A 25,111-nucleotide genomic window follows, 5' to 3' on the forward strand; every position below is an offset into this window, starting at 1 on the left:
GTTAGTGTATCTCCACTGGTTTATTGTTGCCTAATCAAGGTAATGAAGCCTTTTTGTTTAAGCTTATCGGTTCCGAAATCGATAATGTAATAATAGGTGCCTTCGGCAAGGGGCTGTCCGTTTACGGTTCCGTCCCAAGTGTTGTTATAGCCTTTTTTGGTAAACAATATTCGACCGGCACGGTCAAATACCTGTACCGTATTATTGGGATAGGCATCTATATTGGCAACTACCCAAAGGTCGTTTACCCCATCGCCATTTGGCGTAAGGATATTGGTGGCCTGTACGGCTTGAAAATCGTCGCGCACTTCGATGGTTATACTCGCTGTTTGGCTACAACCGCTGGCATTGGTAACTGTTACGGTATAGGTTGTGGTTTGGCTTGGCCTGATGTTGAGCACGGCAGCTTGTTGACCTGAAATAATGCCATTGGCCATTGTCCAGCTATAACTGCCACCACCAGTTGCCGTTAAGCTCAAGGTTTCGCCTTTGCTGATGCTTAAGCCTTTATTGCTGTTGATGGCCACTATTGGCAAAGCATTAATGGTTAAACTGCCTGTAGCATAGCTGATGTTGTAATTGACGGAAACTGCCCCCGCAGGGCTAAGCACGTAAACACCGGCCGACGAGTTACTATTGGCTGTTGTACCTACGGTTGGTTTGGTGCTGAGGCTATTTTCGGTATCGCCATTTTTAAAGCCCGAATAAACCACACTAAAGTTAGGCAAATTGCTGTTTTGGCACATTACGCTGTTATTAGCCGTAATTAAAAGCGGGGCTTTTGTGATGCTTAGATTGGTCGGAACATAGCTGACGGTATAGTTATTTCCGGCAGTAAGCGTACCCTGACTGATGCCATAAGCGCCTACATTTTCGCCTGTAGCTCTGGTTAACGAACCTGTAATAACATCGGCACCTACCAAGCCCGAACTGGTGTAGGTTAAAGCCGGATCGGCATCGCCGTAAACCTTGGTTTTGGCCTGGGCAACAATACTGAGCGTTTTATTGTTGATGGTTAAATTGGCTGGAACATAGCTGATGGTATAATTATTTCCAGCGGTAAGCGTACCCTGACTGATGGCATAAGTGCCTATATTTTCGCCTGTAGCTCTGGTTAACGAACCTGTAATAACATCGGTACCTACCAAGCCCGAACTGATGTAGGTTAAGGCCGGATCGGCATCGCCATAAATCTTGGTTTTAGCTTGAGCAACAATACTGAGTGTTTTGTTGCTGATGGTTAGGTTGGCCTGAACATAGCTGATGGTATAGTTATTTCCAGCAGTAAGCGTACCCTGATTGATAATGTAAGCACCTACGTTTTCGCCAGTAGCCCTAGCTAATGCACCTGTAAACGCATCGCCATTGATCAAACCTGAACTGGTATAGGTCAATGCCGGATCAGCTGTGCCATAAACCTTGGTTTTCGCATCGGCGGTAAGGCTTAGGGTTGCTTTGGTAATGGTGAGGCTGCCATCTTGGTAAGTGATGGCATAATTGCCAGAAGTATATCCGCCAGGCGTAATGAAATAACTGCCCACGTTTTTGGCGCCGATAGCCGTTCCGGTATAGCTTAAGCTTCCCTGCAGGCTCTGCTCATTCTCTCCATTCACAAAGCCATTGTAAGCAACGCCATTGCCGGTGGCATAAACCTGACCATCGTACACCTTATTAAAGTTGTTAGCGGTTATGGTTAAGGCTTTTTGCTGCACATTGATGGTAAAACTTACCGGAGTTGCCGGCGTATGATTCCCATCGCCGGGCTGACTGGCTGTAATGATGGCCGTTCCAGCTGCCAAAATCTGCACCTGTCCAGAGGCATTTACCGAAGCTACCGCTGGGTTATTGCTGGCATAACTTACCGATAATCCGGAAGAAGCAATGGCCGAGGCATCGATAGCCGCGTTGCCATAGGTTAATTGTTGCGTAGCACCCGCTACCTGGCTATTGAATGTAATGACATTGGCGCCCGATTGGATAATGCTCAACGTACCGTTTTTATAATCGAAATCGTAATTTGTGGAGGTTAATCCACTCGGCGTAATCGAGTAATTTCCGGTATTGAGCGCTCCTTGCGAGGTGCCACCATAAACTAAAGTACCACCTAAAACCGATGAGGTTTCGCCATTGGCAAAGCCATTGTAGCTTACGCCGTTTCCGCCAGTGTAGGCAACACCATCGTAGGTTTTGCTAAAATCGTTTGCCGTAACGGTCAGCAGTTTTTTAGCCACCTGCACCTGAAAGGCAATGGGACTTGCCGCGCCATAATTGGCATCGCCAGCCTGGTTTACGGTGATGGTGGCCGTACCTGTTTGCAGCAGGCTTACCTGTCCGGATGCATTGACCGTGGCCACCGCTGGATTGCTGCTCTGATAGGTTGCCGTTAGGCCCGAACTGGCAATGGCCGAGGCATTGATATCGGCATCGCCATAGGTCTTAGCCAAGGTACTGCCCGTAGTTTGGGCATTAAAAGTTAACACGTTTACGTTATTGAGCGAAATGGTAAGCTGCCCGTTTGCATAGCTGATGGTATAGTTAGGCGAGCTTAATCCGCTTGGCACAATGACATAATTGCCTGTATTGATTGCTCCCTGCGATGTTCCGCCATAAGCCAAGGTTCCGGATAGCACTGTTGGATCTTCGCCAAGCGCAAAAGCACTATAGCTTACGCCGTTGCCACCGCTATAGCCAAAACCATCGTACACCTTACTGAAATTGTTGGCGGTAATGGTCAATGGTTTTGGCGTAATGGCAGCAGTGGCGTTTGAGAGATCGCTAATATTTGCTACTTTATAATTTCCTGCCTGTGCACCGGCTAATACTACACTGGCTATGGGCAAGGTGATTGTTTTTGCAGTTCCTACATCTTTGGTATCGTATTGGGCGGTGGCCGAACTTAGGCTCAACTGTACATCATCGCCGTTGACCACATCGCCATTGGCCAGCATCAGGTCTGTAGCCTGCATGATTCCAGCCGTACCGGCATCGTATACTTTGGTAAAGACAGCACTGGACTTGAGGCTAACCGTAACCGGTTTTTGATTAATGGTTAAGCTGAATATGGCATCAGGGGCAGGGCTAAAAGCACCATTTCCTGCTTGGCTAGCCGTAATGTTTACCGTACCTGCCTTTTTAATTTTCAGTTTCCACTTGTTGGCATCGGCGGCATCCTGAAAAGCTTCGGCTATGCTGTTGTCTGCCGACACATAGGTCACGGTTAGGCCCGAGCTAGCGGTTGCACCAGGTTCAAAAGCCACATCACCATAGGTTTTGGCGATATTGCTTGTCGTAATGGTTTGGTTTTGCACCAATGACTCATAGGCACCAAGGTCTATCTGTGTACCGGTTAAGCGCGGGTTGCCCAAAAGGTCTTTATCGGTATTGAGGTTGCCCGTGTACAAGCTATTATCGCCTGCGCCAATGGCCGGGCTACTAGCCTGCAGACTAAAATTGCCAGTGGCGGCATCAACAAACTGAGGATCGGCTCCAAGACCTGTACCCCCGATTGCTTCTTTTTGTACAAAGCTGTTCTTGATAGTCATATTAGATAAGCTCGGTGCACTGCCAAACACTGTATTTCCCCAAACAATAGAATTGTATAATTCGCCAGCGCCGCTCGAAAGAATGGGAAAAGTACCTTCATTGCCTACAATACTAACATTAATTAGTTTCGGAGAACCAGAGCTTATGGAAAAGGCATTGCTATAGGAGTTATAAATATTTTTGTTCTTGCTGATCAGTGTATTTACCAATACAGGACTGCCATCCTTACTACCAAAACCTGAGGCGAAATAACCCGAATTATTGGTAATTATACAGTTTTTTATAAGTGGCGACGAATTGCTATTATAGATGCCTCCAGCAAATCTCTTCTCTAGAGAAGCGCCATTAACGGTAAGATTTGCCGTGCCATTGTAGGCAGCTCCTTGGGTAACCGTAAATCCATCGAGCGTGGCGCTGCCAACATCACCAGCCGCTATAACCACATGGTAAACATTATTGGTCATGTTGGCATCATCTTGTATTTCGCCACTTAAAACCGTTGGATTAAGCCGCCAGTCGCGTTGGCCTAATTGTGTTTCGGCACCTGCAAAACCACCATATATCTTTACGTCTTTTGCCATCAAGAAAGCATTGTCGCTGCCTTTGTTCGTACCAAAGTTGGCGCCATCTTCCGGACTATATAGTGGCTTGTAGGTGCCACCTGCCACCCAAATTTCTTTAATATTGGTGTTGCGCTTAGCTGCTCTTAGGGCATCGGCCAGTTCAGGCAACGAGCCAGTCCAGCTTTTGCCCCAGCCCGTACCGCCTTTTTTTACGTACACAATTCCATTGGTAGGTACTACAGGTGGCGTGTAGTTCATATCGCCTTCGGTTTTGTTTTTTAGGTGGTACAGGATGTTCTTCATCAGGTTGGCGACAGCGGGATATAGGCCAACATTACCAATCCAGTCCTGATCGGTGATGAGCATCAGCCTACCATAGCTAGCATTAACCGGATTATACATCCAACCCAATGGTTGCGTGCCGTTGTAAACGAAGGGGATCAGGCGGGTTGAGGTTGAAACACCTGTAGCGCCGTACCAGAAATAAGGCAACGAAGTAATACTGTTGTTTAAATAGCTTAGGGAACCAACAATAGTCATGTTAGCACCCCCCAGTTGCCCGTCAACCGTGCCAGTCCAGGTAAAACTATCGCCATAGGAGGCAATGATTTGGCTAAAGAACTGGTTGTTGCTGTAAGTGGTCAGGTATTCGCCCTGCAAATAAACGCTCTTGCCCGATGCCAAAAAATCTTTTACCACATTGAGCTGCGCAACAGTATAAGAATCGGTCCCCCCGCTGATAATCAATATATCGGTGGTGCTAAAAAAAGAATTGTCATCTAAAATGCTTCTCGGAACTGTACTCACATTATAACCTAGTTCCGTTGCAACGTTTTCCCACTGTGTGGCTATGGACGGATTTAAACCATTTTGGGTAATCTTGACATTTTGTGCGGCAGCACTTAGCTGGAAAAACAGGGAGAGCAAAACAAGTTGAAGCGCTTTTTTCATATTTAGATTTTTGTTATACGATAAGAGAAATACAGCCAGATCAACACCATGAGGCCTATAGCCAAAAGAATAATGATAACCGGAATACTTGGTTTGCCCTTGGGTTTTAGCATGTACAAATTTTAGCATCCGGGGCCTAGGATTACAAATTTTAAGGCGGACAAAAAGCGGACAAATGAGGTAGAGGGTGGAAGGTTGAAGGCGGAAGGTGGAAGGTGGAAAGGAGAAAGACCAAAGGGGGATGGTTTTAGTTGGCAGTTGGCAGTTAACAGTTTATTATTTAACAGTAACAACAATTCAACAATAGCAATAGTTCTCAGTTAACGGTTGATTATCCAACAATAATAACAATGGCAACAATTTAGCAATCCGGGCAAAGGCTAAAGCGGAAAGACCAAAGCTTAAAGAGATTACCTGCACTATAACAATTCAACCATTTAACAGTGAACCAGTTTCCAGTTCTCAGTTTTCAGTTTTCAGTTAACAGTTGATCATCCAACAATAATAACAATTTACCAATAAACCAATCAGCCAATGACTAATGACTAATGAACCAGTGAACCAATGAAACTCTCAATCATTCAATGCGCAGATGTAATCTTCAAGCATGGAATCATCTGGTAGGTTGATACGGCCTTTCAAACGTCTTTTGCTTCGCGAAACACTGTCGGCACTAATGCCCAGCATATTGGCAATCTGCCTATTGTTCAGTTGCAGGCAGATTAAACTGGCCAAACGTTCTTCGGCCGGATTAATATGGGTCAGCAATTGTTTAAGCCGAGGAAAAAACAAAGGATAGGCCTTGCTGAAAGCCTCTTTAAACTTGCTCCATTCTTCATCGGTTACCAATACATAATTAAGCAGGCTGTCGTTTAGGTTCTCGGTACCGTTCGCCTTAATTGTTCGCTCCAAATCCTTGATCAGTTTTTCCTTTTCGCCGATGTTTTTGGCAAAGGAACCGAGCCGTTCCCTGGCGTCTTTGATTTCCAGGTCTTTGGCCATCCGGTCGCGATTTAAGATTTCGGTTTGGTGCTTGGTTTTTAGCTTTTGCCTGTTGTACAACAAAAGACTGATTACCGTTAACAAAAAGACACCGGCTAATATGGAGTTCCTCACCAGTTTCTCCTGTTGCAGCTTGGCATTGATATTTTCCAAGCTGTTTTGTATATCGTCAAATTCTATTTTCGTTTTTACGGCCGAGAGCTTTTTAGAACTGATGTCGAGCAGGCGCTTACTGCTCAGTTCATGGTAAATATCACCATATTTATAGGCGCTATCTGGGACGTTCAGTTTCTGATAGCTCTTTTCAATGCCCTGTACAGCCAACAATTGCTGCTCTACTACATAATATTCAGATTTGAATGTCCATTGGTAAGCTTCTTTCCACTTAGCCAAAGCTTCTCGATAGCGTTGCTCTTTAAAATCAATAGCGGCCAAAATGTTCTGTGCCATGGCCATGTTATTGTACGAGCCCAATCTCCGGCTCTCGTTGAGCTGCACTTCCACCAAGGGAATACCTTCCCGTTCATGACCCTGCAAAATAAGCACATGGCCAATGTTCCCTTTGGCAATAGCCAGCCAAAGCCCTTGTATATAGGGTGCTGGATCGGGCTTTTTAACCAACGTATCGATAATTTGCTGGTAATAATACTTGGCACTGTCGTATTGGTTAAGCTTGAGGTACGATGCCCCTACAACGTCTAATTGGAAGAGATATACCCTGGGATCCCAGGTTTTTTGGGCAATATTCTTAAAGGAAAGGCACTGTAATCCGTAATTGACGCTCTGCCTGTAGTCGTTGCTTTGATATAGGCCAAAGCTTACGTTAAAGAAGCGGTTATGTACATATTTAAAATGCGAAAAGCCGATTTTCCTTTGCAGTTCGATGGCTTTCAGGTTATACAGAATATAGCGGTTGGTGCCCCTGCCAATCTCTGCACAAAGCGTATATACCTCTGCCTTTAACTGGTCGTCTTTAAGCTTGTGCGCCAGTTTGATGCAATTGTAGATGTTTACCGAATCCTGCACATCGCGTTTCTGTTCAAATTCGAATTTGCCCAGTATTTCGTACATGGTAAGCCTGATTTTCAACCTGTCGTCGGGGTTTTGATCAAGGTAAGCATGTAACATCCCTAGCAGCTGCTGGTGCTTGGGCAGGTTTAACTGAAGGTTTTCCTTTTGCTTCTTCAATTGTGCATAACCAACTTCGGCGCGATGCGTTTGGCTGGTATCGGCTACCCGCCAGGCATCGATCAGTGGCTTGATTGGCTTTGACTGGGCAAAACCCAAGGCACAACAGCCGCACAAAAGCGCCAAAAGCAACAACAGCTTATTCATTGGAGATGCAGAATTAGGTTAGCTAAGATAGGATTAATGAGCGAAAATAGGCATAACAGGGGCTAGCATTTGAAAACTGCCCGCAACTGATATATTTTTAGTACCTTTGCCCACGAAGCAGAATTTCTTTAATCATTTAAAGCAACTCGCAAGTTAGTCTTTCCCACAATGATTGTTCTAGCTTCTTCAATTTACATTAAACAGACCTACTTTGTTATTTACAGATTTAAGACTCATTCCGCCTATTTTAAAGGCGCTTGAAACCGAGGGTTATACCCAACCAACCCCCATACAGGAAAAAGCCATACCAAGCATCCTCAAAATAAAGGATCTGCTGGGCTGCGCACAAACCGGAACCGGCAAAACTGCCGCCTTCGCCATTCCCATGCTGCAGATTTTGCACATGCGTCACCTCAATACCAACAAAAGGGCTATCAAAGCACTGGTCCTTACCCCCACCCGTGAATTGGCCATCCAGATACAGGAAAGCTTTAACGCCTATGGCAAAAACGTAAACCTCAAAAACCTGGTTATTTTTGGTGGCGTAGGTCAACAGCCACAGGTGGATGCGCTTAAAAAAGGCGTTGATATTTTGGTAGCCACGCCGGGCCGTTTACTCGATTTGATGAACCAAGGCTACATCAGCCTCAAAGAAATCGAAATCTTTGTGCTCGACGAAGCCGACCGCATGCTCGACATGGGCTTCATCCACGATGTGAAAAGAGTGGTAGCCAAGCTTCCGGAGAAAAGACAAACGCTTTTCTTTTCGGCAACCATGCCGGCCGAAATCCAAAAACTGGCCAATACCATTCTCCAAGATCCGGTTACCGTTGAAGTGACCCCGGTTTCTTCAACCGCAGAAACCATTAACCAATCGGTTTACTTTGTAGACAAGCCCGATAAAAAGAAATTGTTGAAGCATTTGCTCGACGAACTGAACATAGACCATGCCCTGGTATTTACGCGGACCAAACATGGTGCCGATCGCATTGCCAAAGATTTGGCCAAGCTGGGCATCAAGGCGGCAGCTATTCACGGCGACAAATCGCAAAATGCCCGACAAAGAGCATTAAACAGCTTTAAAGACAGAGAATTGAGGGTTTTGGTAGCTACCGACATTGCCGCCAGGGGCATCGATATCGACGATTTGCAATACGTATTCAACTACGATTTGCCAAACATTCCGGAAACCTATGTACACCGTATTGGCCGTACAGGCCGGGCAGGTGCCAGTGGTACCGCCATTTCTTTTGTGGATGGCGAGGAGAACGAATACCTGATCGATATCCACAAGCTCATAAAACGGGTTATTCCCATTGTAGAAGAACATCCTTTTCCATTGAGCTGGCAGGGCATGCTGGCCAAAAAAGAGGTGGTACGCCAACCGCAGAAAGACTCGAAAGGTGGCGGTGGCAACAAACCGAACAAGAAAAAATTCCACAAGCGAGGCCCTAGACGGAACTAGCTGATGGCCAATAGTTGATAGTCGATGGTCAATAGTCCATGACTAAAAAAGCTTCTCCCGATAAATACCGAGAGAAGCTTTTTTTATATTGTCTGATGGTTATTTTAGTTGCAACCCATCATTTTTAGATTTTCCTGATCCTGATGATGCGCATCCAGTGCAACACCTTCATTACCGGATAGGTTGGATCGAACTCGAACCACCTGGTGGCAAAGTTGGGGCTGTTAGGCTTTTTATGGTGATTGTTCTGGAACAATTCGCCCATTAACAGGAAATCCCAGGGCAGCGAATTTTTACTGTGATCGTCGTTGTCGTGATTAGAATAGCCGTACTTGTGGCCACACCAGTTAACGATAGCTCCATGCAAAGGCCCCATTAAAAAGTGGATCGGCAACAGCAGGAACATCCACCAATGGGTAGCATAAACTACATAAAACCCAATATAGAACAGGCCACAGCCAATGCGCCAGAACCAAGAATCGCCAATCCGGTCAACCAAAGGCCACTCGGGATAATTGCCCCTAAAAGCAGGCTCTGGTTCTATCTTATAGTGCAGGTAGTTAAGGTACATATTTTTGGTGGCGATCATCATGCCAAATACGTCCTTAAAAAAATGTGGCGAATGCGGATCTTTTTCGGTATCGCTATAGGCATGGTGCATGCGGTGCAATATGGCGTAGGCCCTCGGATTTAAGAAAGAAGAGCCTTGCGAAATGAGCAACACCAGGTAAAAGAATTTTTCCCAAAACGGCTCCATCTTAAACATTTTGTGCGAGGAATAACGGTGCAGAAAAAAGGTCTGACTAAATAACGACAGGAACCAATGGGCTAAAAAGAATATTAAAATAATCATGAAAATACGAGGTACTATATAAACGGCAATTAAAGGAATTTGGTTTTTTAGGCTTTTGTTAAATAGATGAACACCAGGTACACAATTGTGCCACCTGCACTCAATATGCTCATGGCCACCGTCATGATGAGGTAACTGAGCAAAGTGAGCCAAAATACCCTCATTCGCGAAAGCTTATCAAAAAACTGGATGTTGACCCAAACGTTGAGCCCAAAGCCTATAAATGCCACCACAGTACTCATTACTTTGAGCAATGGGCTATCGGCCAGTAAATAATTAAGCGGGAAAAACAGCAGCATCACCACCAATGCCTGCCCCAATAAAAAAGCCGCCAGCACAAAATGTTCGACAAAGTTATACCGCTGACTTCTGAATGCGAGAAAAGCACCCAACGCCGCAAACGGCAAGGCAATCATCATGTAAGCCACATAGTGTTGCGAAGCCCACTCGTTAAGTCGCTGAAAAGCAGCTGCCCCACTCTCACTAAATTCGTATTTGATGCCACCTGCAACATCGGTATGAAAATAGAGGCTTAAAATTCCATACACCGTGGCCAGCAAAATGGCAAACGAAATCGGCCTAAAATGCTTAACCCTTTTCCCTTCGATGTATTCGCGGATGGAATAACCCGGGCGAGTAAAAAGCTCTTTAACGGTGTAAAGCACTCCTTTATCAAAATGCAACAGGTGATGCTGGATATCGTGCCATAAATAATGGGCACTTAATCGATGGGTATCTGTGGCTTGGCCACAATTACTGCAATAGTTGCCCGCCGTTACGGCTTGGCAATTCTTACAACTTGTAGATTCTTGCATGCAGTTTTATTACCTCCCGAAATCGTCTTGTACACGTACGATATCACTCTCGTCTGATGGATTTTGGGCATCGGTATGTTGCCATATTTCGGCCACTACGCCCCAATCTTCCAAACCAATTAAACGGTGGCGCTCGCCTTGCTGCAATTTGATCTGGTCTTTTGGATGGTAGGCTTTTACTTCGCCCTCTTCGTCGGTTGCGCTGGTTTTAATGCCAACGGTACCGCTTACCACTTGCCAAATTTCGGCTCTGCGGTGATGGTATTGCCACGAAAGGCGGGTATTTGGAGCAACGATTAAAATCTTAGGGCTTAATTTTCCGCCTATTTTAAGACTGTTTACATCCAGTCCGTCAAAATAAGTATCGGCAAATTGCTGGGCCTGGTCTTCGTCTATTACAAAAAAACCGCCCCACGGACGGGTCTCATCACGATTTACGACGTTAAAACCTTCTATCTGCAAACGTTGTGCAACGGTATCGAATATTTCTGTTTTTTGAGTTTCCATATCGCCGTAAAAATAAGAAAAAAGCCCTTTCGGGCTTCAATTTTTTTGAATAAACATCTTACTAACTACAGATTGGCAGGCTATTAGCGTGATTTTGCTACTTGATTTCGTGTATCACCAGATCGAGGCCCAAACCGGCAGATTGTAAAATAAGCGGAAAATTGGGATTATTCAAGATCCAAAGCTCTATTTTGCCGTCTTCGCTGGCTACTTGTGTAGCATCGATTTCCTTGCCATCTAATTTCATGGCATTTAAACCGGTTTCCTTAGGCTTGAACTTCAGGCCATTGTAGGTAAACGACTTATTGGTGGTCAAGGCTTTATAGGCTTCTTTCGAAATCAGCCCATAGGTTTCGCTATCGCTGAGCTTAGTGGTTCCCTGTGGCGGCTGTTGCGTATAGATTTCCTTGCCACTTTCGTAGGCTTTTTGGCTCATCTCGAAAGCGCCTTCTCCGTAGCCATCCACAAACCAAGCCAGGGTAATTGGCGCTTCTATGCTTTTAACGCTAAAGGTTACCGGTATCTCCTGACTTTGCACAAACACCGTGGCGTTGAGCGTGGTTCCGGCCTTGATTTCGGGCATGAATTTCTGTGCACAGGCCGTTACCACCAAGCCCAGGCAACATAAGGTAAAAACAATTTTTCTGATCATAGTTTTAGGTTTTAGGTATACCCCATCAATTTATCCAATTTAATTTACACCCAAAACAATGCATTGTTATTTTTTGAATAAATTTTCGGCCCCAAACCAAACCGCTAAATATTGCTATAGGCCGTTTTGGCCAACGAATTGGCTTTGAGGTAAACAAAAGTACGTTGGGCATCGAAAATGATATTGAACCTTTTGAGCACGTCGCCACCAAGGATGCTCATTTTTTGCCTGCCGATAGCACCTTCAAAAAATCCAACCGGCACATCGGCCAATTCTATTTTGCCAATGGCGAAACCCGGCAAGATGGCTTTTTTGGTTTTGATGATATTGCCATAAGAGTCTTTCAGCGATTTTTCGCCAACAATTTTGAGTTTCTTGTCTAACTGATTGGCTGCCACAAAAGCATCGTCGAACAAAATGGCACCGGCATAGCCCGAATGTATCAAAAACTTATTGTCGATACGCTTGCCATCCAATTTACTCGTTCCGGTTATAAACATGTTGCTGTTGGTATAGCTGAGGGGCAGTTTTTCATATTTTTTCACCTTAGCCGGCAATTTTTCGTAAACCAGGATCTGGCTTTTGTCGAAATCAATTTCTACCACTTTGTTCTCGAAAAGATCTGGCCCGAATTTACCTTCGGTTTGCTGGCCAGAATTTTTGTCTTCCCATACCTCCAGGTTTTCCCACACCAAATCGCCTATTTTAAGGCTGTTGCTTTTGCTATACCTCGACTCGCTCTCGCCGCCCCAGCTTTTTACGCTGTCTACCCTGTTAAAAACCAGGCTTTTCATTCTTTTGGTGGCTTCTTCGGTCAGCATTAACGAGCTTGCCGCGGTATGAAACATCAGGCTTACGGTATCTTTATGGTTAACCAGCGCTTTTACCGCCATGTTGTTGTATTTGGTAAGCTGAAAAGGGATGATGGCGGGTTTTGAGCTTTGTGCCCAAACTAGCTGACTACAAAAAGCAAGCAGGACGAATAGCGAAGATTTGAATTTGTTCATGAGATGGGTTTCTTTTGGTGTGTTGAGGATTAAAATAAAGCCTTCAGAATTTTCCGAAGGCTTTACAAATTAGAGATTCAGCGCCTGATTTGGCAATTCTATCTTATATTTTACTTTATTTCTTCGAAACTGATGGCATAGCCGCCCGCAGCTGCGCAGAACTGTGCCAGCTTACTTTTGCTGGTTACCGTTATTTTACGGATGTTATAGGCTTGCGGATTGGTTTTGTAATTGGTTTCCTTGGTATCGGCGTAAATGGTTGCCACGTATTTTTTGCCTTTTTCCAAGAAGTCGAGCGTAATATTAGAGGTACGCACATTATCGCCGTTTACGCTACCCAAGAACCATTTGCCTGTGCCTTTGGCCTTGCGGGCTACGGTAAGGTACTGGCCGGGTTCGGCTTCGAGGTATTTGCTGTCGTCCCAATCAACGGCAACATCTTTGATAAACTGAAAAGCATCCGGAAAGCGCTCATAATGCTCGGGCATATCTGCTGCCATTTGCAAAGGACTGTACAACGTTAAATACAAAGCCAATTGGTTGGCCAGCGTACTGTTTACGTGCGAATTGTTGTTCGGACTGAACTTGCTGATGTCCATTTCGAAAATTCCCGGCGTATAATCCATCGGGCCACCCAACAACCTGGTAAATGGCAAAATCGTCACGTGGTTAGGCTTAGAGCCTCCAAAGGCTTGATATTCGGTACCTCTGGCCGATTCGTTGCCAATCAGGTTGGGATAGGTACGGGCAATGCCGGTTGGGCGTACGGCCTCGTGCGCATTAACCATGATGTGGTAATCGGCAGCCTTTTCGATGGCATATTGGTAATGGTTAATTATCCATTGGCTGTAGTGGTTTTCGCCTACTGGCAGAATGTTACCCACATAACCACTCTTAACCGCATCATAGCCATTGGCTTTCATAAACTTGTAGGCTGTATCGATGTGGCGTTCGTAATTTCGAACCGACGATGAGGTTTCGTGGTGCATAATGAGTTTAATGCCTTTGGCTTTGGCATAGGCATGCAGTTCTTGCACATTAAAATCGGGATAAGGCGTTACGAAATCGAACACATAATCTTTCAAATGGCCAAACCAGTCTTCCCAACCTACATTCCAGCCTTCAACCAGTACGGCATCAAAACCGTTTTTGGCCGCAAAGTCGATGTATTTTTTGACGTTGGCCGTGGTAGCGCCGTGTTTGCCATTGGGTTTGGCCTTGTTGTAGTCGGTTATGCCCAATTCAACTGTCGGGTAATCGTCGGTATAGGCCCAAGTGCTTTTGCCGGTAATCATTTCCCACCAAACGCCCATGTATTTTACGGGTTTGATCCACGAAACATCCTTGATTTTTGAAGGTTCGTTTAGGTTATAGATCATCTTTGAAGCCACAATATCGCGGGCATCATCGCTAACCATTACGGTACGCCAAGGGGTGTTGAACGGCACCTGCACATAGCCCTTATCGCCTTTGGCATCGGGTGTTAGCCACGATTGGAAAGTCATGGTACGGTCGTCGAGGTTAAGGTGCATACATGGGTAGTTGAGCAGCGCGGCTTCGTGAATGTTGAGGTACAAGCCCTCATTGGTTTTCATCATCAGCGAGGTTTGCACACCGGTTGGCGAAAAACCTTGCTGCGATACATTGGCCGTTCTGGCCTTTTCGCCCAAAGCCCTGATTTCGCTCAGCTTGGTGGTATTGTAATCGTATTCCTGGGTATCATAATCGCCCGGAATCCAAAAGGCGGTATGGTCGCCGGCCATGGCAAATTCGGTTTTTTCTTCTTTTACCACAAAGTAAGTGAGGTTCTTTTGCGAAGGGAATTCGTAGCGAAAGCCCAAACCTTCATCAAAAAGACGGAAACGGATCAGTATTTTCCGGTCGATTTCTTTTTGTACAAGCGTTACGGCCAATTCGTTGTAGTGGTTGCGAATGGCATTGACCTCGCCCCAAACCGGCTTCCAGGTTTCGTCGAAAGTAGCGGTTTTGGTATCGGCAATGGTAAAATCGCTTAACAGGGATTTTTTATCGTCTTTCAGCTCAAGGCCCAGCTTACTGGTTTTAACCACGTCTTTTTGCTTGTATTGCAAGCTATAGGTTGGCGTTCCGTTGGCATTGAGCGCAAAGCTCATGGTGATATTTCCATTTGGCGATTTGAGTTGCTGCGCATTAACCGCACAGGTAAAAACGAATACCCAAACCAGTAACAGTTGTAGTTTCTTCATATTGCTGAATTAGGCAATAAAATTAGCCTAATATTTCTAGAAAATATAAATCTTGTGACAAAGACGGTGATTTTTAAGGTTAGAAAGCTATTTTATGACCACCTAAGACGCCTTAGAGAGGCTAAGCAACGGAAAATGCTTCCGTTATCCATCTTTGTTACCTAAATAATCTTAACTTTAACTTCCACATGAAAATCGAAAGCCACGAAGTAAACGGCACCAAAATAGCCGAAATCATAGCCGATACCACGATCATTAAAACCGCCGAAGATGGCCTCGATTTACTGGGAAACCTGTACTATCAGGGCTTCGACAAAATCATTGTTCGCGAAAGCCACCTTACGCCGGCATTTTTCGACCTGAAGAACGGCATGGCCGGAGAAATCCTGCAAAAATTTTCGAACTACCGGGTTCAACTGGCCATCGTTGGCGATTTTTCGCCCTATACCAGCAAAAGCATCAGGGATTTTATGTTTGAAAGCAATAAAAGAAAGCAGATTAATTTTGTGGATTCGTTGGCTACTGCCATTCTGGCACTTTCGGAAAAATAATCACACTTCGTGATCTATTTGCTTAATTTCCTGGCAAACTAACCGATTTTTCGACTGGGGTTTCGTTGAAATAGGATATCCTGCCCTCGCCTTCCCTTTCGGTACGTCCGTTGCGTTGCAAAACCAATGTGGTACGGTTGCCGTTGGGGCCGTTGCTAAAAGTGTAGGTGTATTTTTCCAGTTTCCGTGAACTGGTTTTTAGCTTCTTGCCCCAGGTTTCGTTAATGGCACGATTGGTTACGTCGCTGTTTCCGTTGGAGGTTTTTCCTATTTTGCTCCACTCCTCGTTTTGTCCGTTGGCAGGACTGATGGTCAATTGGTTACCATTTACCGACCATGTACCGGTTTCGTGCTGATAGCTTTTGATAGCAGTATAATGCGATGCCATCACATTAACAAAGCGATAGGTACCGTCGGCATCGAATTGGTATTGGCCGGTAGCAAATCCTCCGGTGTTATAGCCGGTCATGGTTCCAGCACCTGTAAATTTTTCAGTCGAAGTTCCCTCCCATAATCTTCCTGCCAAGGGTGAGTTACTCTCCTTGGCAACTGTACTGGCTTGTACCAGCGAAACCGAATTGTTTCTTTCGCCTTGCGTTACTTTCGAAAGTTCTAAGGAGTTCAGAACAGCAGCCAAATCTTTTTCATATTGATTGCCGTTGGCCATTACCACCACGCTCACGGTTTGTCCATAGCCCGTGGCCGAAAGCAAGGCCACCTTGCCTTTAATGCCCTTATCGATATAGGTGCTCCCTCCGGTTACAATTCCCCAACCGTTTGCCTGGGTTGCGGGTTGCATTACAGGCTCTCCATCAACCTGGATCTGGCCTTTGATGGCTGCCGTCCATTTGCTGTTAAAATTTTCATCGGCCGAAGCGGCAGAGGGTTTTGCCTTGGTGATGATAACCATGGCATACGCTCCGGTCTTTTGATCGGCAACCGTCAACTGAACAGCCACCTCGTTTTGTTGCTGCTGCCAACCTTTGGGCTGGGTAAAGGAGATCACATCAAAGGTTTGCTTTTGGGCAAAGCCGGTACAGCTCAGCAACAAAAACGAGTGAAGGAAAAGGATATTTTTGATCAGTTTCATATTTGAAAAATGCTGTCTTCTTCATCAGGATTTTACTGTGGCAACTGTTTATTTTCGAAGCCGGTTTTAAATCCGGGCGGATTATCGATGATGGATTTGTTACCTTCCATAAGCTTGTAGCTAACTTCATATTGATGGCTAATAGAGTTGCCCTCTCTTTCGGTTGGCCCGCCCATTTTCAGGATCAAACAGTAGTCCTTGCTTCCGGAAAAATATTTGATCTCAAAAACATAGGTTGCCTTTTCCAATTTATAATCAGCTGTTTTTACAGGGTTGCCCCAAACCTTGGTACTTTGTCCTTTAGCCCACCAACCGCCCTTGCCCTGTTTGGGAGTGAGGGTGAGCTGATTGCCGCTAACCGAATAAGTTCCGGTTTCATAAACGAATAAAATATCCTTCATGAGCGTTTGCCATTGCTTGTTGCGGAACAGATAGGTACCATCGGGATAAAAAGCATATTCTTTTCTCATGTACCCGGCGGTATATTGTGGAAAGCCATTGACATAGCTCCCTGTTGTTTCCAAGGTATTATCGCACCATAAGCCCACTATAGCAGTTTTCCCGGTTCCGCCTTTAGCTACAGGCGTTGCTGCAGCAGTGCTGGTTTGAGGCGCTTTTGCCAATTCGAGCGAGTTGAGCAATGCCAATAGCTCTTTTTCATAGGCCTTGGTATTGGTCATTAAAACCACGCTTACCGCTTGTCCACCACCTGTGGCGGTTAGCAAGGTAGCTGTTCCCTTATTGGCACCGTCGGTGTAATTGGCGCTGCCCGAAATTACGGTCCAGCCGTTTTGTTTGCTGGGTTGCTGCAGACTTGGCTCATCATTGACCTGTATCGAGCCCTTGACCAACCTAAGCCAATCATTGCTGAAGTTTTCATTGGCCGATGCACCTGATACATTGGCCTTGGTCATTACGGCAATGGCATAGAAACCTGTTTTGTTATCCATAACCGAAAGCTGGAGCCCACCCTCGCCCTGCTGTTGCTGCCAGCCTTTGGGCATTGTAAAAAAGACGGCATCAAAGTTTTGCTTTTGGGCAAAACCTGCATAGCTCATTAGTAAAAATGAATGCAGCAGCAGTATTTTTTTAATCAGTTTCATAGCAACGTTTTTAAACATAAACCATAGGATAAAAGTAGATTGGATAACCAGGGTAAACAATCATCAAAAAAGATGATTTATCATTTCGAACCATACCCACTATTGGTTTCCCAGGCCTATACAATTGTCTATTACCATTGCAAGAGGTTAAAACAGCTGTTTTTTTTACAGAAGACGTAAAAAATCATTAAAAAAGATGATGAAAAATACGGCGCCACAATATTTTATTTGCAGGATAGAAAAGCGTAAATTAACGTATGAAAAAATCATTGCTCTTCTTATTAATAGCTTGCATCAGTTTTGCTGCTCAGGCGCAGACGGCCATGAATAAAGACAGCTTACTGAGATTACTGCCCAAAGCGAAAGAAGATACCAATAAAGTGCAGCTGTATTTGGATATAGGCAACATATACGAGCTTGACGATACAAAAACCGCCGAAAAATACTACAAAATGGCCGGCGACCTGAGCAAGCGGCTAAATTATAAGAAGGGCATGATCAAATTCATCTCTAATTATACGGGTATTTTAAATGCAAAAGGGTCATTTGACAGCTCCCTGCTGCTTAACAAACAGGCCGTTCAATTTGCCAAAGAACTTAACGATGCCGTAATTATTGCCAAAACAACGGCTAATGTGGGCAACAGCTTCAATTTTTTAAACCAATATGAAAACGCCCTATATTATTACGAAATAGCCAAAAAGGATTTTGATAAGATTAACGACCCGTATTTAGCCGCACGGATGAACGACCTGATCCAAAATGTATATTTCCATTTATCCCAATATGAAAATGGGGTGCAGTATGGCAAAGAAGCCGTTAGTTATTTCAAGACGGCCGGAAAAGACATGGAACTGGGTCAGGCCTCGCTCAATTTGGCCAATAATTACCAATCGCTCAACAACAATGCCTCTGCCTTGGTTTGTTATCAAGATGGGCTTGCCATGGCCAAAAAAACAGGCTACAAGGCATTGGAACTTGCCTCGCTGATCGGTATTGGCGATATCTATTTTCATCGCTATGATACCGAGAGCACGCGCAAATACTATGAAGCAGCGTTAACGCTCAGCAAGCAGCTCAACAATCCCGAAGGCGAAGCGATAGCAGGAAGGGGCATGGCCTTGCACTTTCTCCTCAAAAAGGACTTCAAAACGGCAAAAAACTATATTTCCGCTTCGCTTAAACTAGCCGATAGCTTGGATCTGAAACAGGAAAAATTTGAGGGTTTAAAGGTCATGTCGGGCATTTTGTTTGGCCTGCACGACGTGGTTGCCGCAGAGCGATATTTAGACAGTGCAACCCTTATCGAAAACAAGCTGCGCGGAGAGGAAATCCAGAACAAGACATTGCTACTGGAGAAGAAATTTGAAACAGCAAAAAAAGAAACACAAATCAAACTCCAACAGGCCCAACTCAGACAAAAAAGCAACCTGATTTATTTCCTGATTGCAGGCGCCATTGCCTTGCTGGTGATTTCGCTGCTGAGCTATCGCAATTACAGGCACCGCCGCAAACTACAACAGGCAAAAATTGACGAATTGGAAACCGAAAAACAGCTCACTGCTACAGAAGCCGTGCTCAAAGGCGAAGAACAGGAACGCACCCGTTTGGCCAAAGACCTGCACGATGGCTTGGGAGGCATGCTGAGCGGCATAAAATATTCATTAAGTAACATGAAAGGCAACCTTATTTTAACCCCCGACAATGCCCTGGCTTTTGAACGCAGCATGGATATGTTAGACAGCTCTATACGCGAAATGCGCCGCGTGGCCCACAATATGATGCCCGAAATACTGGTAAGGTATGGACTAGACACTGCACTAAAAGAGTTTTGCAACGAAATTAATCAAAGTGGCGTGCTGGCTATCAACTACCAATCGGTTGGCATGAACAAAGTCGCCATGGAACAAACTACCGCCGTAGCAGTTTACCGTATTGTGCAGGAATTGGTCAACAATTCCATTAAGCATGCCTACGCCAAAAACGTACTGGTGCAGTTGCACCTGTCGGAACAGGAAAGGTTATTGGCCATTACGGTAGAAGACGATGGCAATGGTTTCGACACCGCAGCGTTAAATGAGGCTACGGGTATGGGCTGGCAGAACATCCAAAACCGGGTCGAGTTTTTAAAAGGCAAGCTCGATGTACAATCGGCCCCGAACAAAGGCACTTCGGTAATGATAGAAATTACGATCTGATGAAAGCTGGCATTTTTATAGTTGACGATCACTACATGGTGATAGAGGGCATCCGCTCTTTGTTGCAAAACGAAAAAACCATCGATTGGATGGGCCATGCCACCAACGCGGCCTCCTGTTTGGCGTTTCTAAAGCAGCACCAGCCTGATGTGATTCTCATGGATGTAAACCTACCCGACAAGAGCGGTACCGACCTGTGCAAAGAAGTTCATCAGCTGTATCCTTCGGTATTGGTTTTGGGCTTGAGCACCTTTAACCAGCAAACCATTATTCAAAACATGATCGCCAACGGCGCTTCCGGCTACCTCTTGAAAAATGCCACCAAAGAAGAACTGCTCGAAGCCATTAGCGAGGTGCTGAAAGGCAAAAACTATTTCAGCTTTGAAGCTGCCGTGGCCTTGAGAGAACCCCAAGAGAAGCATCCGCTCATTACCCGGCGCGAAAAGGAAGTACTGCAACTTATTGCCGAAGGATTTACCAACGCCGAAATATCGGAAAAGCTTTTCATCAGCATGCCTACGGTAAATACCCACCGAAAAAGCCTGCTCGAGAAATTCGAAGTCAAGAATACGGCTACGCTGATTGGCAAGGCCATCAAAAGTGGTCTGTTATAATATTTGGGCTTAACTCGTTCGCCAAGCTTATTTTTCGGCGATGGAAACCGCTTTTTCCAACACTTCGTCCTTTCCCTTTTTAATGCCATCTACGCTTGGCTTTACCACGAGGTTAGGCACAATGCCAACTCTTTGCGTTTCTTTGCCGTTAGGATAATAAACACCGATTTGGGTAAAATTGGTAGCCAAGCCACCCGGAAAAGCAATAGCCATGCCCACACTTCCATCAGCACCAGCGGTTTGACTGCCCATAATGGTAGTATTTGGCCGAGTACTTAAAGCCATAGCCGATAGTTCGGCCAGACTTTGCGTTTCTTCGTTCACCAAAACAATGAGTTTTCCTTTATAATAATCGGCTCTTTCCTCGCCTATCCGCAGGTTTTTCATGTATTCGTCGGGCATGTAGGTAAAAAGCCCCGGCGTTTCTGTACTGCCTCCGGTATACCTGGCAATGTCCATCGGTTTAGCGAACAGGTATTTGCCAATTTCCCATACAAAGGCCGATTCTTTCGGATAGGTACGCAAGTCGATGATCATGGTTTTGGTTTTCATGGCCAACGGCATTACCTGGGCCAACTGTTTAAGACCTAGCCTTTCGGGATTGAAATAAGCAATATTGGTATTGATGATTTTAAAGCCGGTATCGGCAGGCAACGGTTTTTTGTAATTGGTTTTATTCACCGAAAAACATTTGAGGCTGGTATTTTCAATTTTGCCATCGCGCAGATAGGTTACCCGCATCAACGTATCATTGGTTCTCATCAGCTGACTGGTCAGTTTCCTAAGCTGGGTGGGGTAATTGGAGGCGATTGCATACGGCAACTTATCTTTTAAAAGCTGTGCTGCCGGAACACCGTTAATGCTTTCGATCACATCTCCCCTTTTTAGCGTATGGAGGCCCACTACTTCGTCGTTACTGTAGCTTACCACGGGCTTATTGTCGACAAAAACAATTTCGATGTTGGGCTTCAAAGCACCATAAAACATCCTGAGCGCACTGTCATAAGGCGAAACATCGGTATGCGAATCCTTAATCTCGCCTACAAATTGTACTACGGTGAGCTTGTAGCTCAATTCATCTTTCGCCGCGATGATTTTTGGAATGTATTCGTTTAAAATATTGCCCCAAGGCTTGTCGGTTAAGTTTTTATAAGGCGCAAAATATTCGAAAATACTCCAGAACCTGAATAGGCCCAGCAACCTATAACCAGCATCCGGATATTTAAAACTGGCATACGGGGCTTCGTTCTTAAAAATGGCCACCGGTGTTTCGGCATCGTACAATCTCACGTAGTAGCTTTCTTCGGTCCTATCGGCGTTTTTAATTGCATTTAATTGCTCAATTATGGGCTTGCTTAAACCCGAAGTGTTAAACCAGTCGAAATTAGGCCTATATTTGATTTGCTTCGCATCGATCACTTTGGGCGTAGCCGTTTTAAAAGGCCCCAAATTGGCTATCCATTGATGCAGTATATCGTTTCTTTCGGCATTCGTTTGAACCGCCAATATTTTGGGCATGATCCTGAAAAGCTCGAAATCCCAATTGTAATTGCCTTGGGCAATGGCCGGATGATGGTACTTTAAAAAGCCCCATAACTTGCCCAGCACTGCCAAGTTGTTGGTCTGAAGTGGGGTTAAGGTATTGATGGCAATGGCAGAACCTGCTACAAACTCCTTATCCAAAGCCGCCTTTTTGGTCTTATCGTTGGCAGCCGGCTGTTGGGCATCTATCTTCAATACAATTAAAAAAGCGAAGAGAGCTAAAAAAATCTTTTTCATCCTAAAATTTATCTTCCGTTAAAAAACTTGCCTAAAAGTAAGGGGCTTATCTTAAAATAAACTTTACAGTTGATATCCGTACCATTTGGATTAATATTCGTAGCAAGGAATAGCATTTGCCACAGGCCAGAGGCAAACTAAGAAGCCTAAGATTTTGGATAGGCCTTCAGCAATTCGCGTATGTCTTTGATCTTTCTAACAGATACGGGAATTTTGATACCATTGGACAAAGTAATCGTATTGCCTTTGGTTAAGCTGAGGATATGTTGCAGGTTGATGATATAGGATTGATGGCAACGCACAAAAAGGGAACTTGGCAATATGGCATCGTAATGTTTTAGGATTTTAGACACGACGATTTCCTTGCCGTCTTTCAAGAAAAAAGTGGTATAGCCTCCATCAGATTTGCAATAAATTAAGTCCTTATAATCGACCAAATGGATGTTGTTTAAGGTATTGAGGGTAATCTTGCTAAAATCTCCGGTAAAGTTATTGACGGCTCCCTTTATTTGTAAGGCATGGAGGGCATTTCTCTTGAGCGCCTTTTCGATGGCTACCTCAAACTCCTCATCAATGATTGGCTTTAGCAGGTAATCGATGGCTCCGGCTTTTAGCGCCCTAATGGCATACTCGTCAAAACTGGTAATAATGATAACGGCGAAATCAGGATTTTCAAATTTCTCCAACAAATCGAAGCCCGTGCCGTCGGTTAATTGGATATCGAGCAAAATTACATCGGGTTTGTGCTTAACAATAGCCTCATAAGCAGTGCTGATGTCGTGGCATTCGGCTACGATGCTAACGTCTTTCCGCTTTTCGAGCAAAATGCGGCAGACAGCACATACATGGGGTTCGTCGTCAATCAGTACAATCTTAATCATAGGCTGTTATAAACGGGATGATCAATTTTACGGTCAGACCAGGCTGGCCATCGCTATGCGGTATCATTTCAAAAGATGATTTGACCTGCTGCTGCCTATTCAACAAAGCTAAACGTTCTTTGATAATTTGAATAGAAAATGATTTTTTGGCTGCTTGCTGTGCCTTATGTTGCAGACCAATGCCATTGTCTATGATTTCGCAGCTTAGGCATCGCTGTTCCAATGTCATTTTAAGGATTAGCAAGCCCTTATAAGCTATGGGTTTAAAAGCATGTTCAATAGCGTTTTCAATCAGAGGTTGCAGCAACATATTGGGTATTTTGATCTCCTCGGCCATGGCCTTTACTTCATCAGATAGGTTAAATTGATAGTCGAATTTATCGGCTACCCTCAACTGTTGCAGTTCGATATATTTTTGCAGGATATCCAGCTCGTCGCTCAAATCAATAAACTTGTTTCTTGAATTTTCAAGGATCAGCCTGTTCAGCACGGCATATTTGTTAAGGTAAGCAACGGCTAGCTTGGTTTCGCCATCGTAAATCTGTCGCTGTATGGCACTTAGCGAGTTCGAAATAAAATGAGGGCTCATTTGCGCCAGCCTTAAACGTTCTTCTAGATCGATGGCCACATATTTTTCCTTAAGCCTTAATTGATAATAGTAAAAAAAGATACCGGCTATCACAAAAAGAAACACCGCCGAAAGCACTAGGGTTCTTTGTTTAATGAGGTTTGATTTCAGTTTGTTTGCCAAAGCCAGTTTTTCAATCTTATCATCTTGCGCTTTTACTTGGTACCTGATTTCGGCATTTTTAATGGCAATGGCTTTTTGCTTGTTGTAGTTTTCTTTAAGGAACTGCTGATAAGCCGTAGCCAATGGGGCGATGTCTTTATCTTTTTTGGCCCGCACGGCAAAATCAAGCAAATCTGTAATTACCTTTTCCTTATTCTCGTAGTTGGTGGCCGTTTCTATAAAAAAGTAACGCTTGGCGTGCTGATAATATTGGTTGGCTTTTTCCAGATTGCCTTGTTGCGCATAATCAAGGGCCAATTGCGTGGCTATATCATTGTTTTCGATTAGCCAACCCTCGTGTTTTAACCGGGCAAAACTCTTTTCGGCAAAAAAGATGGCGCTATCTAATTGATGTTGCCGCCTACTGATTTTGCTTTGCAACCGGAGATAGGCCATTTCCAGGTTGTCGTTCATCATTTGCTTTACGCCATCGTCCATTTTTTCATTGGCCAAACTATAGTTTTTGGATTTGGCAATATAAAACAGCGCGCTATCTACCTGACCAGTTTTTTCGTAAAGATCGGCGATTTTGTAACTGGTACTCTTAAAAATGGCATTTCTGTTTTGCTGGACCGGAATAGGCAACTGCAATATTTTAAACAAAAAGTACCTGCTCTTTTGGTATTCCTTGTCGAGCGACAGGATATAGGCGTAATTGTAATAGACTTTATTGGCCAACAAGAACAAATTGCTATCAATTTGCTGGCCTGCAGGCAACTTGGCAACTACATATTCAGCCTCCTTAATGTAATTGATGGCCTTTTGGTTATCGCCAAGAACGGCATAGAGGTAAGAAAGATCGGTAAGCACCGTAATGTATTCATCCTTGGCATATTGACGATGCTCCTTAAAAAAAGCATAGGCGATATTGCTACAGTGCAAAGCTTTATCCAGCTGTTCGAGCGATAGGTAATAATTGTGCCTGTAAAGATTGATATAGGCAATAGCCAGCGAGTCTTTGGCGTATTTTTTTTCGGCACTATCCAATAACCGAATTCCTTTTTTGCAGTTGGCGATGTTGATTTCGGCCTGGGCGGTTTTTTCGAGAAGCAAACCGAGCTCCTTTGGCAGCTGATCTCTGAGTGGCTTGTGATCAATCGCCTTATTTTTGCTATGGCAAGAAAACAGCCCTATAACTAGCACTAAAATAATGAAGGCGCTGTATATCTTTCTTCGCATAGGCAAAT

Annotated in this window: 17 protein-coding genes; 4 read left to right on the forward strand and 13 right to left on the reverse strand. The window is 44.6% G+C overall.

Annotated features, from left to right (window positions below; genetic code table 11):
* Positions 1-20 precede the first annotated feature (20 nt).
* Both VRU48_RS08940 and VRU48_RS08945 read right to left on the reverse strand, forming a co-directional pair.
* Positions 21-5,057, reverse strand: coding sequence for an MBG domain-containing protein (locus VRU48_RS08940; RefSeq protein ID WP_330107579.1), 5,037 nt, complete (start codon positions 5,055-5,057; stop codon positions 21-23).
* A 573-nt stretch (positions 5,058-5,630) separates the two neighbouring features.
* On the reverse strand, positions 5,631-7,394 hold the full coding sequence (locus VRU48_RS08945) for a hypothetical protein (protein ID WP_330107580.1): 1,764 nt from the start codon (positions 7,392-7,394) through the stop codon (positions 5,631-5,633).
* Between the two features lie 211 nt (positions 7,395-7,605).
* On the opposite strand from VRU48_RS08945, the gene VRU48_RS08950 reads away from it, so the two are divergent.
* A complete protein-coding gene (locus VRU48_RS08950) occupies positions 7,606-8,859 on the forward strand; it encodes a DEAD/DEAH box helicase (RefSeq protein WP_330107581.1) in 1,254 nt (417 codons plus the stop codon).
* A 124-nt stretch (positions 8,860-8,983) separates the two neighbouring features.
* Here the strand turns inward: VRU48_RS08950 and VRU48_RS08955 are convergent, their stop codons facing one another.
* The 6 genes from VRU48_RS08955 to VRU48_RS08980 all read right to left on the reverse strand — a co-directional run bounded on the left by VRU48_RS08955 (position 8,984) and on the right by VRU48_RS08980 (position 14,918).
* Positions 8,984-9,712, reverse strand: coding sequence for an acyl-CoA desaturase (locus VRU48_RS08955; RefSeq protein WP_330107582.1), 729 nt, complete (start codon positions 9,710-9,712; stop codon positions 8,984-8,986).
* Between the two features lie 47 nt (positions 9,713-9,759).
* Positions 9,760-10,527 (reverse strand): DUF3667 domain-containing protein, encoded by a 768-nt coding sequence (locus VRU48_RS08960; RefSeq protein ID WP_330107583.1) that lies wholly within the window; start codon positions 10,525-10,527, stop codon positions 9,760-9,762.
* A 9-nt stretch (positions 10,528-10,536) separates the two neighbouring features.
* Positions 10,537-11,034, reverse strand: a complete 498-nt coding sequence (locus VRU48_RS08965; protein WP_330107584.1) for a cupin domain-containing protein — start codon at positions 11,032-11,034, stop codon at positions 10,537-10,539.
* Positions 11,035-11,131: 97 nt separating this feature from the next.
* The gene (locus VRU48_RS08970) at positions 11,132-11,686 is read right to left on the reverse strand and encodes a hypothetical protein (RefSeq protein WP_330107585.1); all 555 of its coding nucleotides are present in this window, start codon (positions 11,684-11,686) and stop codon (positions 11,132-11,134) included.
* A 104-nt stretch (positions 11,687-11,790) separates the two neighbouring features.
* Complete coding sequence (locus VRU48_RS08975; RefSeq protein ID WP_330107586.1) at positions 11,791-12,693, reverse strand: retropepsin-like aspartic protease; 903 nt, start codon at positions 12,691-12,693, stop codon at positions 11,791-11,793.
* A gap of 110 nt (positions 12,694-12,803) precedes the next feature.
* Positions 12,804-14,918 (reverse strand): glycoside hydrolase family 97 protein, encoded by a 2,115-nt coding sequence (locus VRU48_RS08980; protein WP_330107587.1) that lies wholly within the window; start codon positions 14,916-14,918, stop codon positions 12,804-12,806.
* A gap of 188 nt (positions 14,919-15,106) precedes the next feature.
* On the opposite strand from VRU48_RS08980, the gene VRU48_RS08985 reads away from it, so the two are divergent.
* Entirely contained in the window at positions 15,107-15,469 is a 363-nt protein-coding gene (locus VRU48_RS08985) for a DUF4180 domain-containing protein (RefSeq protein ID WP_330107588.1), read from the forward strand.
* A 22-nt stretch (positions 15,470-15,491) separates the two neighbouring features.
* On the opposite strand, the gene VRU48_RS08990 is transcribed toward VRU48_RS08985, so the two are convergent.
* Both VRU48_RS08990 and VRU48_RS08995 read right to left on the reverse strand, forming a co-directional pair.
* On the reverse strand, positions 15,492-16,559 hold the full coding sequence (locus tag VRU48_RS08990; RefSeq protein ID WP_330107589.1) for a lipocalin-like domain-containing protein: 1,068 nt from the start codon (positions 16,557-16,559) through the stop codon (positions 15,492-15,494).
* Positions 16,560-16,591: 32 nt separating this feature from the next.
* Positions 16,592-17,662 carry a hypothetical protein gene (locus VRU48_RS08995; protein ID WP_330107590.1) on the reverse strand — a complete coding sequence of 357 codons (1,071 nt, stop codon included), beginning with the start codon at positions 17,660-17,662 and terminating at the stop codon, positions 16,592-16,594.
* A 257-nt stretch (positions 17,663-17,919) separates the two neighbouring features.
* Here VRU48_RS08995 and VRU48_RS09000 point away from each other — a divergent pair, with 257 nt between their 5' ends.
* A complete protein-coding gene (locus tag VRU48_RS09000; RefSeq protein WP_330107591.1) occupies positions 17,920-19,860 on the forward strand; it encodes a sensor histidine kinase in 1,941 nt (646 codons plus the stop codon).
* Entirely contained in the window at positions 19,860-20,474 is a 615-nt protein-coding gene (locus VRU48_RS09005; RefSeq protein ID WP_330107592.1) for a response regulator transcription factor, read from the forward strand. Before VRU48_RS09000 ends, VRU48_RS09005 begins: the two co-directional genes overlap by 1 nt.
* Positions 20,475-20,501: 27 nt before the next feature.
* Here VRU48_RS09005 and VRU48_RS09010 read toward each other — a convergent pair whose 3' ends face one another.
* From VRU48_RS09010 to VRU48_RS09020, 3 genes are all read right to left on the reverse strand, one after another.
* Positions 20,502-22,253 carry a S41 family peptidase gene (locus VRU48_RS09010; RefSeq protein ID WP_330107593.1) on the reverse strand — a complete coding sequence of 584 codons (1,752 nt, stop codon included), beginning with the start codon at positions 22,251-22,253 and terminating at the stop codon, positions 20,502-20,504.
* 146 nt (positions 22,254-22,399) lie between these two features.
* Positions 22,400-23,134: a LytR/AlgR family response regulator transcription factor gene (locus VRU48_RS09015; RefSeq protein ID WP_330107594.1), complete on the reverse strand. Its 735-nt coding sequence runs from the start codon at positions 23,132-23,134 to the stop codon at positions 22,400-22,402.
* Complete coding sequence (locus VRU48_RS09020) at positions 23,127-24,977, reverse strand: sensor histidine kinase (RefSeq protein ID WP_330107595.1); 1,851 nt, start codon at positions 24,975-24,977, stop codon at positions 23,127-23,129. Before VRU48_RS09020 ends, VRU48_RS09015 begins: the two co-directional genes overlap by 8 nt.
* Positions 24,978-25,111: the final 134 nt, after the last annotated feature.

Origin of the sequence: Pedobacter albus (genome assembly GCF_036324255.1) — a bacterium.
Classification (GTDB): Bacteria; Bacteroidota; Bacteroidia; order Sphingobacteriales; family Sphingobacteriaceae; genus Pedobacter; species Pedobacter albus.